Raw genomic sequence first — 13,024 nt, forward strand, 5'->3', positions numbered from 1 at the left:
AGGAGCCAGACCTGCCAACTCCGCCGGAGGACAACCGTGACCATTCCGTTCCTGATCACCACGCTGATCGTGGTGGTCACCCCCGGGACCGGGGTGATCTTCACGCTCTCCGCCGGCCTGTCGCGGGGCGCGCGGGCCGGGGTGCTGGCGGCGCTCGCCTGCACGCTGGGGACGTTGCCGCACCTGCTGGCGGCGATGACCGGACTGGCCGCACTGATGCAGACCAGCGCGGTGGCATTCGAGACCGTCCGCTACCTCGGCGTCGGCTACCTGCTCTACCTGGCCTGGTCCATGGCGCGGGACCGCGACGCCTTCGCGGTGACCACCGACGCCCCACCCCGCTCGGCGATCCGGGTGATCGTCTCCGGGGTGCTGGTCAACCTGCTCAACCCGAAGCCGACGATGTTCTTCGTCGCGTTCCTGCCGCAGTTCGTGGACACCACGGCACCGGGCTCGACCCGGGCGATGCTCGGCTGCGGCGCGGTGTTCATGCTGCTCACCTTCGTGGTGTTCAGCGGCTACGGCATCTTCGCGGCCCGGGTACGCGACCGGGTGCTGACCCGACCCCGGGTCACCGACTGGCTGCGCCGATCCGCCGCCGGCACGTTCGTCGCGCTCGGCGTGACCCTCGCCCTCAGCGACCGATAGGACCACAGTGCAGTTCGAACATTCTCCGCTGCTTCGCGACGCGTACCCCGATCTGGTCGCCGGCGTGGTGCAGGCCGCCGGGATCACCGCCGACGCCGACGTGGCGGCACGCACTGCCGATCATCTCGCCGAGGCACGGCGGCGGTTGTCCGGTGGGGCCGAGAGCGGGTTCCCGGAGATCCAGGCGTGGCGGCGGGCGTACGCGGCGATGGGGCTGCGACCCACCAAGTACCGGTGCGCCGCCGAGGCGCTGCTACGCCGGCTGCGCCTGGACGGCGAACTGCCCCGGGTACACCCACTCGTCGATCTCTGCAACGCCATCTCGGCCGCGTACGCCATCCCGGTCGCGGCGCTCGACCTGGACCGGGTCGACGGCGACCTGGTGGTCCGGCCGGCACACGGCGACGAGACGTACCTGAGTTTCGCGGGCGACACCGAGCATCCCGAGCCGGGCGAGGTGACCTTCGTCGACTCCGCCGGGCGGGCACACGCCCGACGGTGGACGAACCGGCAGAGCGGCTGGTCGGCTGTGCGGGAGGGCACCTCGTCGGTGCTGATCGTCGCCGAGGCGCTGCACCCGGGCAGCGGGCCGGCCGTGACCCGGCTGGTCGCCGACCTCGTGACGGAGCTGACCGAGGGGTGGTCGGCCCCGACGGCCGCCGCGGTGCTCACCACCACCGCGCCCCGTTTCCGCACCCCGGCGGCGGACGACGACAGGGGTCAGGCGGTGTCGCCGGGCAGCAGGTGACGGTAGCCGGGGATCGTCTCGGCGAACCAACCCGCGACGCTGGCCAGACCGCGGTCGTTGAGCTGCGCGTCGTGGATCGGGTACGCCGCCGCCGCGCCCACGGCGCGTGCGAACCGGATCGCCTCGTCGAGGCGCAGCCAGGACCCCTGGGCCGGGACGAGCAGGGTGCGCACCGGCGCGTCCGGCACGTGCAGGGCGTCGCCCGGGTGGTAGAGCTCGCCGCCGATCAGGTAGCCGAGGTTCGGGCAGTCGGGCTGCCCCTCGTGGATCGGGGCGTGCCGGCCGCCGTGCGCGCTGACCGCGATGCCGGCCGCCGTGAAGCGCTCACCCGCCCGGACCCGGGTCACCGGCAGTGGGGCGAGATCCGGCAGGCGGGCACCCTCCGGCGCGTACACGGGAACACCGAGACCGGCGAGCCGCAACACGTCAATGTGGTCGGCGTGCTCGTGGGTGACCAGGACGGCGTCCGCGCCGACCAGGGCCCGCGGCTCGCTCCACGTCCCCGGGTCGACGACCAGCACCCCGCCGTCGTGCTCGACGCGGACACAGGCGTGCGTGAATCGGGTGATCCGCATCAGGCGACGGTACGCCGCCGGCAGATGAGCCGTGGCCCTCGTGGCGGTTGGGCCGGCCGTGCCGGGGTAGTGCGGCAGCATGCCACAGCGATACGAGAACTACCCGAGGATCGCCGTCGTCACCGGCGCGAACTCCGGCATCGGCAAGGCCTGCGCGGTGGCGCTGGCCAGGGCCGGCTTCGAGATCGGCATCACCTGGTACGGCGACCCCGACGGCGCGGACCGGACGGCCGCCGAGGTCCGTGCGACGGGGCGGCGTTGCGAGGTCGCCGAGGTGGACCTGACCCGACTGCCGGACGCGGCGGCGGTGGTGGACGAGTTGGCCGACCGGCTGGGCGGCATCGGGGTGCTGGTCAACAACGCCGGCATCGGGGCCTCGACGTCGTTCGTCGACACCGGGTGGGAGCAGTGGCGCGAGGTGCTCGCCGTCGACCTGGACGCGCCGTTCCTGTGCGCCCAGCGGGCGGCGCGACGGATGCGGGCCACCGGCGCCGGCGGGCGGATCATCAACATCACCAGCGTGCACGAGCACGCGCCCCGGGTGGGCTCGGCCGCGTACTGCGCCGCGAAGGGCGGGCTCGGGCTGCTGACCAAGGTGATGGCCCAGGAGTTGGCCGCCGACGGGATCACCGTCAACGCCGTCGCCCCGGGCGAGATAGCCACGCCGATGACCGGTCAGGAGGATGTCGACCCGTTCACCCAGGAACGGCCCGGCGTGCCGCTGGGGCGGCCCGGCGACGCCCGGGAGGTGGCCGCAGTTGTCGCGTTGCTCGCCTCCCCCGCCGCCGGGTACGTCACCGGCGCGTCCTGGCCGGTCGACGGGGGCATGTTGCTGATGGGCCCTCAGGCCACGGCGTTGACGAACGACGACTGGCGATCGGCCTGAGCGGCACCGGCGGGCGTCGTCAGCGCATCGATGCGGCCGACGCCCGGACGATGTACGTGAACTGCACACCGAACGCCACCACAGCGACCAGCACACCGACCACAACCGTCAGCCCGACCCCGACCCCGACGGTCGCGGCCACCAGCGCGATGCCGAGTCCGGTCAGCACCGCGTTGACCGCGCCCACGAGCGCGGCAGTGGTCAGCAGGAACTCCCACCACCCCGGACGCGTGCCGACCAGGTTCCAGGCGGTGCTCATGGCGTCGTCGGCCACCACCGCGTCGGCGAAGAAGTCATGCTCGCCGGCGAGCTGGTGTTGGTAGTAGGCCCGGATGCGTTGGATCCGCAGCAGGTCCAAGGAATTCTCCACTGTGGTCTCCACCAGCCGCAGAAACGTCAGCACCCCGAGGATGACAAGCGTCGGGAGCACCGCGGCCAGGTACGGCCGGACCAGCTTGTCGTTACTGGCGACGAAGCCGAGGCCGATCAGCGCCGCCGACAGCACGGACAGGAAGATGGTGGCGCGGCCGGTGGCCTCGGCGATGGTGCCGGCGCGAGAGGTCTGCAACGCGTAGTGCTCGGTGGTCAGGACGGTGAGAAGCGCCTGCTCGCGTTCGCTCTCGTCCACCCCGCCACCCTCCGTGGTCGCATGACTCCGTTACCGTCACCCTATGAGCGGCGGGGCGTTTCGCAATGGCGAACCGATCGCTCGGAGAACGGGACAGCGCGCAGCAAAGCGGGCACGTATCCTCCGAATTCCGGTGATCAGCAAGCGGCGGTGGGGCCGACCGACGGCGGAAGGGGACCTGATGCCCGGGTGGGCTGGTCGGGGCGGGCGGCAACGACGGGCCTTCGTCGTCGGTGGGGCACTCTTCGCGGTCGCCGTCGTCATGCTGCTGGCCGCCTGGCGCAGCACCGGCTTCCTCAGCGATCTGCTGCTCAACCTCGGGGCCAGCGTGGTCCTCGCGGCCATCTCGTACGTCATCTTCGACCCGTTGTTCGAGGAGGCCCGCAAGGCGCGGGTGCAGGAGCACCTCAGCTTCGACCAGCAGGCGTTCGTGGCGCGGTTGCACCGCTCCGGGCGTCGGGTGCGCATCCTCGACACCTGGACGATCCTGCTGGAGCAACGGCACCGGGAGGAGACGCTGAGCGCGGTGCGCGCGGCGCTGGCCAACGGCGCCCAGGTGCAGTTGCTCCTGCTCGACCCCGACTGCACCGCCGCCCAGCAACGCTCCGAGGAGCTGGAACGGCAACGGGTGGACGTGCCCCGGCAGATCCGTACCAACCTGCGCCACCTGGCCGCGTTCGCCGACGCGCTCGACTCGCGGCTGCGCCACCGTCTCCAGGTCCGGCTCTACGACGCGTCCCCGTCGATCCAGCTCTACCAGTGGGACGGGCGGGCGCTGATCTCGTTCTTTCCGATCGGGAAGCTGTCGTTCAACGTGCCGCAGCTCGAGGTGGACATGGACAGTCCGTGGGGCGGGTTCGTGCACGCCCGGTTCGAGGAACTGTGGGAGCACGAGCAGGCCACCCTCGACCTGGAGCGGTACTGGTCGGTCACGGTCACACTGCGCCACGACGAGTCGGACGTTGTCGAGGTACGCGTGCCGTTCGTGACTGTGGACGGGCAGCACTACGTCGACTGCCGGGGGTTCCGGGTGACCGGGCCGCTGACGGTGCGAGCCGTGCTGCCGCCCCGCGCGCCCGGGGCGGCGCCCGGCGTGTTCGCGCTGGCCGAGCCCGCCGACGGGGACCGGACCCCGGCCGACGTGGTGAAACGGCACTTCGACCAGAAGTACGGGCACGACGACGGCGAGCGGGACGTCCGCCGACTGGTGCCGCCACCGGGCGATGCCCGTACCCCGTCGCCCCGCCCCGCGACGGCCGGTGACACACACGCACGGTGACCCCCGAGCGACCCGTGGGCTCGGCACAGGAAACAATGGTGGCCCAACCCTGATCGCCAGGAGGACCGTCGGCGTGTCGCACCGCACCGCACCGCCGTCCGGGGCGGCGCAGCTGCGCGCCGACTGCGGACGCTGCTTCGGGCTGTGTTGCGTGGTGCCCGCCTTCGCCGCGTCGGCGGACTTCGCCATCGACAAGCCGGCCGGGTCGCCCTGCCCCAACCTGCGCCCCGACCACCGCTGCGGCATCCACACCGAGCTGCGGCAGCGTGGTTTTCCCGGTTGCACGGTGTTCGACTGCTTCGGCGCGGGGCAGCAGGTCGCCCAGGTGACCTTCGGCGGGCGGGACTGGCGGGACGCGCCGGAGACGTTGCCGGTGATGGCTGAGGCGTTCGCGGTGCTGCGCCCGCTGCACGAGCTGCTCTGGTACCTCACCGAGGCGGTGGCGCTGCGCCCGCCGGGCGACCTGCGCGCCGAACTGGAACGCGCTCGCGCCGAGACGCTGACGCTCACCGAGGGTGGCCCGGCGGACCTTCGCGCGGTGGACGTCGCCGACCACCGGAACCGGATCAACCCGCTGTTGTCCCGGGTCAGCGACGCGGCCCGGGCCCCCGGCGGTGCCGACCGTCGCGGCGCGCACCTGCTCGGGGTGGACCTGCGCCGCGTCGACCTCCGCCGGGCCAACCTGCGCGGGGCGCTGCTCATCGGCGCCGACCTGCGCGGAGCGGACCTCGGCCTGGCCGACGTCACCGGCGCGGACCTGCGGGGGGCCGACCTGCGGGGCGCGGACCTGCGGCGCACGCTGTTCCTGCACCAGACCCAGCTGGACGCCGCCCGGGGTGACACCCACACCGGGCTGCCGCAGACGCTCACCCGGCCGGCGCACTGGACGGCGCTGCCGCTCACCCCGGTCCGTCAGCCGGCCCGGTCTCCCGCACCCGCCCGCCGGGGCCGACGTCGCTGACCGTGAGGTTTCGGCCGCGACGACGCCGGGTAGCCAGCGCCGACGCGAACCGGCATCGACGGGGGGCACGGCGTGGGCTACCGAAATCGCCAAGGTGAGCAGCCGGGCGACCCGCAGCACAGCGAGGACGAGGTCGGCCAGGCGGCACTGGTGCAGGTCGAGGCGGACACCGAGGTCCCCGCACCGGCGGACACCGACGTCCGGCCGGACATCGTGACCGAGCCCGACAGCTCGGGCGTCGTCGGTGGTTCGTCCGGCAGCAGCGGCGGCGGGTCGACAATGCCGGGGCACCCGGACGCGACCCGCTGACCAGGATCAGCGGCTGGTCAGCGCGCCCCGGGCCTCGGTCATGCCTTTGTTGGCGAGCCGGTCGGCCCGCTCGTTCTCCGGGTGACCGTTGTGCCCCTTGACCCACAGCCAGGTGACCTCGTGCCGTTCGCAGGCCGCCTCCAGCCGCTGCCACAGGTCGGCGTTCTTCACCGGCTGCTTCGCGGCGGTCCGCCAACCGTTGCGCTTCCACGACGCCAGCCAACTGGTGATGCCGTTGCGCACGTACGTGCTGTCGGTGTGCAGCTCCACGGTGACCGGCCGGTTCAGGCTCTCCAACGCCTGGATGGCCGCCATCAGCTCCATCCGGTTGTTGGTGGTGGGCGTGGCCTCACCGCCGCACAGCTCCCGCTCGTGATCGCCGTAGCGCAGCAGCGCGCCCCAACCACCCGGACCGGGGTTGCCGCTGCACGCCCCGTCGGTCCAGATCTGCACGCCCCTGCCGGCCGCCGCGTCCACCATGCCCGGCAACCTACCGGGCGCGGACCTCGTCCTCCCCGCTCGGGGGGCCGGCGCGCCGAGCCGTCGGCGCCGAACCCACCACCGCTGGTGGGATGGCCGGCGCTGGCCGGGTGGGGCGCAGCCGGTCGCGGACCCGGTGTACGGCGTCGCCGGCGGTCGCGGCGATCATCGGCAACAGCCGGGTCGAATTCATGATCGCGATCTCCTCGGCCGGAGTGGTGCCGCCGTCGAGGAAGCGCAGCACCCGCTCGGCCGGGTTGCGGTCGAAGAGCCGGTCGAAGAACTCGGGACCGCCCACCCCGCCCCGGTCCAGCGCGCGCAGCGCCACCGCGTCCATCCAGCGGTGCCGGCGAGGGTAGGCCGGCTCGGGCACCGGCGCGCGGCCCGCGGCGAGGGCGCGGGCCACCTGGTCGGCCTGGCGGTACATGGCGGAGAAGGTGAAGCCGGTGGAGGGGCGGGTCGCGCCACCGGCCGTGCCGAGCCGCACCACGCGGGGGGTGGGCCGGGCCGGGAACGGCGCATCGGTCATCGGGATCACCCCGTTCTCCACCTCCCGCACCCGCAACACGCTCGGATCCAGCCCGAGCAGATCCCGGTAGCCGGCCAGCGCCGCGTCGTACCCGGCGTCGGTGAGCAGGTCCGGTGAGAACTCGGTGTACTCGACCAGGGCGTAGCGGTCGCTGACCGGCAGCACGTACCCGAAGGAGACGCCCCGGGGCGGCTGCGGGGTACGGAAGTCCATCAGCACCGCACGCGTCGGGTCGAACACCGGCCGGTCCGCCTCCAGCCACCACCCCCGAAAGTGCTGCAACCAGGTGGTCCGCCCCGCTCGCGTCGGCGGACGGGGACGGGAGTCGAGCACCCAGCCGGCCCGTACGCCGCGCCCGTCGCCGGTACCCACGAGCACCCGGTCACCGTCGTCGCGCACCGTCTCGGCGGGCGCGACGATCCGGGTGGCGTGGAGGCGACGCTCGGCGTCGGCAGCCCGGTCGTAGACCGGGCCGGAGCGGAGCATGGCGTACCGCAGCGGGGTGAGGTCCAGGACGCGGCGTCGCGCCGCAGTCGCCACCTCGACCTGCTGCCAGCTCGCGCTGAGCAGCGGGTCCAGGTCGCTGTCGGGGTGACCCCAGAACGCCCAGGTGCGGTCCTGACCGCGTCGGCGCACCGGGTCGACGATGGCGATCCGCAGATCCCGGACACCGTGGCGGTCCAGTGCCGCGAGCAGCAACGACGCGGCGCCGCCACCACCGAGCAGCGCGAGGTCGACGTCGAGCGGCGCGGAGTCGGTCACAGGGACCACGCTGCCACACCCTCGCGCGCGACCACCGGATGGGCCGGATCGGCGCTCAGGCCACCGGGGCGGGCGACTCGACAGGTGGCGGGTCGGCATAGGCGTGCGCGACGGCGGCGCGGTTGAAGACCCGCCAGGTGGCCGCGGATACGCCGATCGCCACCACCAACCCGACCCAGTACGGCGCGGTGATGCCGAATCGGGCGGCGAGCAGCCCGCCCAGCAGTGCGCCCACGCAGTTGCCGCCCGCCGCGACGAAGAGGTTCGTGCTGGCCACCCGGCCCTGCAGGTTCGGTGGGGTGAGTCGTTGGCGCAGTGAGTTCGACACGATGTTCCACAACCCGCCGTGCACGCCGAAGGCGAACAGCGCGAACCCGACCAGGATGGTGCTGCGGGACGCCGCCAACGCCAGGTGCAGCCCCGCCTCGATGAGCAGGCCGACCCGGATCGTCCAGGTGGCGCTGATCCGGGCGATGATCCGGTCGCCGAGGAGGGCGCCGAGCACTCCACCGCTGGCCATGCAGGTGAAGAGCAGTCCGTAGCCGACGGATCCGAGTCCCAGCCGCTCGCCGGCGAGCAGCACCAGCACCGCGAGCGCGGCGGTGAGGGTCACGTTGAGCAGACCGATCAGCACCGCCATCGTGCGCAGCAGCCGCTGGTTGGCCAGCCAGCGCAGTCCCTCGGCGATCTCGCCGCCCATCGACCGGGTACGGCGTGTGTGCGTGTCGCCGACGGCGGCCCGGAAGTCCCCGCCGATCAGTGCCACCAGCACGGCGCTGAGGGCGTACGTGACGGCGTTGACCAGGAACGGGCTGCCTGCCGAGAGCGCGAACAGGAAGCCGCCGAGCGGGCCGGCGAGCATGCTGTGCATGAGGGTGGCACCGCCGCTGAGCCATCCGTTGGCACGCTCCAGGCGGTGCCGCGGCACCACCACCGGAACCATGGCCTGGCTCGCCGCGCGGAACACGATCTCACCGGTGTTGACCAGGAACAGCACCGCGAACAGCAGTGCCACCCCGCCCCGGCCGCTGAGGATCGCCGTGGCCAGAACGGCGAGCGCGGCCACCCGGACCAGGTCGATGACGATCATCAGGCGGCGTCGGTCCATCCGGTCCACCAGCACTCCGCCGGGCAGGGCGAAGAGCAGCCACGGCAGCCAGGCCACGGCGGACGCCCCGGCGACCACGAGCGGGTCATCGGTACGCGACGCGACGAAGAGCGGCGCTGCGACGGTGGCCAGGCCGCTGCCCAGGGCCGAGAGGGTGCTCGCCGCCCAGAGTTTGGCGAAGACCGGTCCCAGGCCGGCTCCCACGTTCCGTGTCACGGCGAGCGAACCTACCAGCGTCTCCCCCGGCCGCCAGCGGATTTATCCCTCCGGGAGGAGGCCGCCCGGGGCAGATTGACAGGCAACCCCTTGGTTGCCTAACGTGACGAGCAACCGAATGGTTGCCTGTTGCGAGGAGGGTCGATGGACGACGCGTTCCGGGCGCTGGCCGACCCCAGCAGGCGTCGACTGCTGGACCGGCTCAACGAACGCAACGGCCAGACCCTGCGGGAGCTGTGCGACGGGCTGGCCGGCACCCGACAGGCCGTCAGCAAGCACCTGTCGGTGCTGGAGGCGGCCAATCTCGTCACGACCGTGCGGCGCGGCCGGGAGAAGCTGCACTACCTCAACGCCGCCCCGATCAACGCCATCGCCGACCGGTGGCTCAGCCGCTACGACCGCGAGCGCGCTGCCACCCTGGCCGACCTGACCACCGCATTGGAGCGACAACCCATGGAGAGCCCGACCTTCGTCTACACCACCTACGTGACCACCACCGCGCAGCGACTGTGGTCCGCGCTCACCGAACCGGCGTTCACCAGTCGCTACTGGGGTGGAGTCGCGCTGATTTCAGACTGGCAGGTCGGGTCACCCGTGCTGTGGCAGGACGCACCGGACGGCGAGCCGCGCGACCTCGGCCAGCGGGTGCTCGTCGCCGAGCCGTACCGTCGGCTCTCCTACAGCTGGCACGGCTTCCAGGCCGAACACGCCGCGCACTTCGGCTGGTCCGCCGAGGAGTTGGCCGCCCGGCTCGGTGAGCGCCGCTCGACTGTGACATTCGAGATCGCGCCGCACAGCGGGTCGACCGTCCGGCTGACCGTCATCCACGACGACTTCTCCCCCGGCAGTGAGATGCACCGGGCGATCAGCGGCCAGCTCGACGGCAGCGGCGGCTGGCCGGAGTTGCTGGCCAGCCTCAAGACCCTGCTGGAGACCGGCGAGCCGATGCCCGACCCGACCCCGGCCCAGGCCCGCTGACCGAGCGCGGATCGCGCTACCCCAGGCGGTGCATTTCCGCCGTCGTCGGCAATACCTCGCCATCGGCCCAGCGACGACAGCCCGGCCGGAGCAGACATCGATCGGAGCACCGGTGCCGGTCGGGTCGTCCGGGCCTTTCCGCAGCTCTCCCCACCTTCGGGTGGACACGTGACGGCAACGAGGATTTCTCATTTTCACCTGATCGTGGACCCAACCCACCTAGTGTTGGGCACACCGGTGCTAGTCACGGAGTTGGCCACCCGAACGACGTCCCACGCAGTCAGCGGACGAAAAGTGAGGGAAGACGCGTATGAAGGTCTCAACAGCACTCTGCTCGGCGGCGCTCGGCGTGGGCCTCGGCACGCTCCTGCTGCCAGGCGCCGCACTGGCCGACACCACTGTGTCACCGGCCACCACCCCGGTCGGTGGGACCGTCGTGCTCACCGCGACGACCTGCAACCCGAAGTCGGGTGACGCCCTCTTCCGGGTCACCGGCCCCAACCGCGACCAGAACGTCCGATCCACCACGGCCGCCGCCGGCGGTGGGCTGAGCGCCGAGCTCTTCACCGCCGGGTTCACCCTGGGCACGTACACGGTGGCGGCGACCTGCGGCGACGGCAGCTCGGCCGGCACCGCCACCTTCGCCGTCACCCCGATCGGCGGCGCGCCGGCCGGCTCCGGCGGCGACAACCGTGACACCGGCGCTCTCGCCGCCGGCGGCACGCTGCTCGGCACCGCCCTCGCCGGCGCGGTGATCCTGATCCGCCGGCGCCGTCCGGTGTCCACTGTCGCCTGATCGGCGACCGTTCCATCCCTGAGACGGGTGCCCGCGCCGGTGACACCGGCGCGGGCACCCCGACGACCCGGTACGGAGGTGCACACGTGCGGTGGCGGCGAACCCTACCGGCAGTGGTAGCCCTGCTCGGCGTGACCGGGCTCGGGCTGATCACCGTCGGCCTCACCGCCGACCCGGCGCGGCCACCACTACCGTCGGCCGACGCGCCGACCCGCACCCACCCCGCACCGGACCTGGCGCCGTTGCCACCCGCCGCGCCGATCCGGGTGCAGATCCCCGCCATCGACGTACGCGCCGACATCGTCCCCGTCGGCGCCGACGCCGCCGGGGTGCTGGAGGTGCCGCCGCTGGACCGGCCCACCCTCGCCGGCTGGTACCGGCACGGGGTCAGCCCCGGTGAGACAGGCAACGCCGTCCTGGTCGGACACGTCGACGCGCCCTCCGGCCCCGCGGTCTTCTTCGACCTCGGTCGGCTCCGCGCCGGGCAGCAGGTGCAGGTCACCCGCGCCGACGCGCGGGTCGCCACATTCACAGTGGACGACGTGCGGGCGTACCCCAAGGAGCACTTCCCCACCACCCTGGTCTACGGCCCGGCCGACGCCGCCGGGCTACGCCTGATCACCTGCGGCGGCCGGTTCGACGCGGCGACCGGCAACTACGTCGACAACATCGTCGTCTTCGCCACCCGCACCGCCTGAACCGGACCACCCGCCTGAAACCGAGCACGCCCGCGCCGCCTCCCCGCTGTCGGGAGCCGGACCCTGGTCGGCAGAATGCGGTGGCACCATCCCCTGATCGGGACGGTGCGCCGGCGACGGGGAGGCACGCGGTGGATCAGCGACCGGTACGGGACCGGACCGGTCGAGGCGTACGCGCCCTGGCCCGGCGACTGCTCGGACGGGTCGAGGGCGCCTCCCCCACCCCCCGCCGGTCCAACCCGGACGCCGTGGTCGACTGCGCCGTCTACGTCAACGGCCGCCGCGAACCCGGTCAACCGCACTACGCCGACGCGTACGCCCGGGCGCGGCACCGCCGCGACGCCTTCGTGTGGCTGGGACTGCACGATCCCGGCCCGGCCGTGCTCGCCGCCGTCGGCCAGACCTTCGGCCTCGACGAACTGACAGTCGAACAGGCCCTCGCCGACGGGCACCGGCCCACAGTGCAGCGCCACGGGCCGGTCACGCTGCTGGTCCTGCGCACCGCCGGGTACGTGGAGCACGACGAGCTGACCGACACCTCCGAGGTGATCGACACCGGTGACGTGATGGTGCTGCTCGGCGACCGCTTCGCCATCACTGTGCGGCACGGCGCCGCCGGGGCACTGCGCAGCGTCCGCGCGGACATCGAGCGCCGCCCCGCGCTGCTGGCCGCCGGCCCGTGGGCGGTGGCGTACGCGGTCTGCGCCCGCATGGTCGACTCCTACCTGGAGGTGGCCGGGCACGTGGAACGGGACCTGGAACGGGTCGAGGAGGCGGTGTTCGCCCGCGACCGCAGCGCCGACATCCAGCACATCTACCAGCTCAAACGGGAGGTGGTGGAGTTCAAGCGGGCAGTCCTGCCGTTGCAGGCGCCGATGCGTACGCTGCTCGAACCCGACGGTCCGCCGCGTGCCCTGCACCGCTGGTTCGTCGACGTCGACGGCCGGCTGAGCCGGGCGGTGGACCGGGTGGCCGCGTACGACGACCTGCTCACCTCGATCGTTCAGTCGCGACTGGCGCAGCTCGCCGTCGAGCAGAACAACGACATGCGCAAGATCGCCGCTTGGGCGGCCATCGCGGCCACCCAGACCGGCATAGCCGGCATCTACGGCATGAACTTCAACCACATGCCCGAGCTGGCCTGGCGCTACGGCTACGCCGGGGCCCTCACCCTGATGGCGGCGGCGGCCCTGTTCCTGTACCGGCTGTTCCGCCGCTCCGGCTGGCTCTAACCCCCCGCACCCCGCCCGCGCCCCGCCCCGCCCGCGCCCCGCGCCCCGCGCCCGCGCCCCGCGCCCGCGCCCCGGCCTCGCCCCGCGCCTCGCCCTGCGCGATCTTGCAGTTTCTGTCGTCGATATGAACCTTCCGCACCTTATGCCGGGGCAGAAAGTGCAAGATCGCGGGGGTGTGGGGGTGTGGGGGT

General features: G+C 72.8%; 15 protein-coding genes. 10 read left to right on the forward strand and 5 right to left on the reverse strand.

The window, feature by feature from the left end:
• Nucleotides 1-36: 36 nt before the first annotated feature.
• A complete protein-coding gene (locus MED01_RS23600) occupies nt 37-648 on the forward strand; it encodes a LysE family translocator (protein ID WP_238670750.1) in 612 nt (203 codons plus the stop codon).
• A 7-nt stretch (nt 649-655) separates the two neighbouring features.
• The gene (locus MED01_RS23605; protein ID WP_238670751.1) at nt 656-1,396 is read left to right on the forward strand and encodes a B3/B4 domain-containing protein; all 741 of its coding nucleotides are present in this window, start codon (nt 656-658) and stop codon (nt 1,394-1,396) included.
• Here MED01_RS23605 and MED01_RS23610 read toward each other — a convergent pair.
• Entirely contained in the window at nt 1,369-1,971 is a 603-nt protein-coding gene (locus tag MED01_RS23610) for an MBL fold metallo-hydrolase (protein WP_238670752.1), read from the reverse strand. The genes MED01_RS23605 and MED01_RS23610 overlap by 28 nt on opposite strands.
• Nucleotides 1,972-2,050: 79 nt before the next feature.
• Between MED01_RS23610 and MED01_RS23615 the strand changes: the two genes are divergently transcribed.
• Entirely contained in the window at nt 2,051-2,857 is an 807-nt protein-coding gene (locus MED01_RS23615; RefSeq protein ID WP_238670753.1) for an SDR family oxidoreductase, read from the forward strand.
• 19 nt (nt 2,858-2,876) lie between these two features.
• Here the strand turns inward: MED01_RS23615 and MED01_RS23620 are convergent, their stop codons facing one another.
• Complete coding sequence (locus MED01_RS23620; RefSeq protein WP_238670754.1) at nt 2,877-3,485, reverse strand: hypothetical protein; 609 nt, start codon at nt 3,483-3,485, stop codon at nt 2,877-2,879.
• Nucleotides 3,486-3,666: 181 nt separating this feature from the next.
• On the opposite strand from MED01_RS23620, the gene MED01_RS23625 reads away from it, so the two are divergent.
• The 3 genes from MED01_RS23625 to MED01_RS23635 all read left to right on the forward strand — a co-directional run bounded on the left by MED01_RS23625 (nt 3,667) and on the right by MED01_RS23635 (nt 6,034).
• Nucleotides 3,667-4,764: a DUF5919 domain-containing protein gene (locus MED01_RS23625; RefSeq protein ID WP_238670755.1), complete on the forward strand. Its 1,098-nt coding sequence runs from the start codon at nt 3,667-3,669 to the stop codon at nt 4,762-4,764.
• Between the two features lie 73 nt (nt 4,765-4,837).
• Complete coding sequence (locus MED01_RS23630) at nt 4,838-5,725, forward strand: pentapeptide repeat-containing protein (protein WP_238670756.1); 888 nt, start codon at nt 4,838-4,840, stop codon at nt 5,723-5,725.
• A 72-nt stretch (nt 5,726-5,797) separates the two neighbouring features.
• Nucleotides 5,798-6,034 (forward strand): preprotein translocase YidC, encoded by a 237-nt coding sequence (locus MED01_RS23635; RefSeq protein ID WP_238670757.1) that lies wholly within the window; start codon nt 5,798-5,800, stop codon nt 6,032-6,034.
• 6 nt (nt 6,035-6,040) lie between these two features.
• On the opposite strand, the gene rnhA is transcribed toward MED01_RS23635, so the two are convergent.
• From rnhA to MED01_RS23650, 3 genes are read right to left on the reverse strand one after another with little or no spacing between them, the layout of a single operon-like run.
• Nucleotides 6,041-6,514 carry a ribonuclease HI gene (gene rnhA / locus MED01_RS23640; RefSeq protein WP_238670758.1) on the reverse strand — a complete coding sequence of 158 codons (474 nt, stop codon included), beginning with the start codon at nt 6,512-6,514 and terminating at the stop codon, nt 6,041-6,043.
• Between the two features lie 10 nt (nt 6,515-6,524).
• On the reverse strand, nt 6,525-7,805 hold the full coding sequence (locus MED01_RS23645; RefSeq protein ID WP_238670759.1) for a lycopene cyclase family protein: 1,281 nt from the start codon (nt 7,803-7,805) through the stop codon (nt 6,525-6,527).
• A 55-nt stretch (nt 7,806-7,860) separates the two neighbouring features.
• On the reverse strand, nt 7,861-9,129 hold the full coding sequence (locus tag MED01_RS23650) for an MFS transporter (RefSeq protein ID WP_238670760.1): 1,269 nt from the start codon (nt 9,127-9,129) through the stop codon (nt 7,861-7,863).
• Nucleotides 9,130-9,273: 144 nt separating this feature from the next.
• Here MED01_RS23650 and MED01_RS23655 point away from each other — a divergent pair, with 144 nt between their 5' ends.
• The 4 genes from MED01_RS23655 (at nt 9,274) to MED01_RS23670 (ending at nt 12,833) form a co-directional block, all read left to right on the forward strand.
• Entirely contained in the window at nt 9,274-10,107 is an 834-nt protein-coding gene (locus MED01_RS23655; RefSeq protein ID WP_238670761.1) for an ArsR/SmtB family transcription factor, read from the forward strand.
• A 310-nt stretch (nt 10,108-10,417) separates the two neighbouring features.
• Nucleotides 10,418-10,903, forward strand: coding sequence for a hypothetical protein (locus MED01_RS23660; protein WP_091406610.1), 486 nt, complete (start codon nt 10,418-10,420; stop codon nt 10,901-10,903).
• An 86-nt stretch (nt 10,904-10,989) separates the two neighbouring features.
• Entirely contained in the window at nt 10,990-11,601 is a 612-nt protein-coding gene (locus MED01_RS23665) for a class F sortase (protein WP_238670762.1), read from the forward strand.
• 131 nt (nt 11,602-11,732) lie between these two features.
• Nucleotides 11,733-12,833 carry a magnesium and cobalt transport protein CorA gene (locus MED01_RS23670; RefSeq protein ID WP_238670763.1) on the forward strand — a complete coding sequence of 367 codons (1,101 nt, stop codon included), beginning with the start codon at nt 11,733-11,735 and terminating at the stop codon, nt 12,831-12,833.
• Nucleotides 12,834-13,024: the final 191 nt, after the last annotated feature.

It is taken from the genome of Micromonospora alfalfae (assembly GCF_022230925.1).
Taxonomy (GTDB): domain Bacteria; phylum Actinomycetota; class Actinomycetes; order Mycobacteriales; family Micromonosporaceae; genus Micromonospora; species Micromonospora alfalfae.

Bases quoted from the DNA above. Each gene is read 5' to 3' on its own strand.
- MED01_RS23655 (WP_238670761.1), top strand. From the start codon at position 9,274: ATGGACGACGCGTTCCGGGCGCTGGCCGACCCCAGCAGGCGTCGACTG.
- MED01_RS23610 (WP_238670752.1), bottom strand. From the start codon at position 1,971: ATGCGGATCACCCGATTCACGCACGCCTGTGTCCGCGTCGAGCACGAC.
- MED01_RS23660 (WP_091406610.1), top strand. From the start codon at position 10,418: ATGAAGGTCTCAACAGCACTCTGCTCGGCGGCGCTCGGCGTGGGCCTC.
- rnhA (WP_238670758.1), bottom strand. From the start codon at position 6,514: ATGGTGGACGCGGCGGCCGGCAGGGGCGTGCAGATCTGGACCGACGGG.
- MED01_RS23625 (WP_238670755.1), top strand. From the start codon at position 3,667: ATGCCCGGGTGGGCTGGTCGGGGCGGGCGGCAACGACGGGCCTTCGTC.
- MED01_RS23615 (WP_238670753.1), top strand. From the start codon at position 2,051: ATGCCACAGCGATACGAGAACTACCCGAGGATCGCCGTCGTCACCGGC.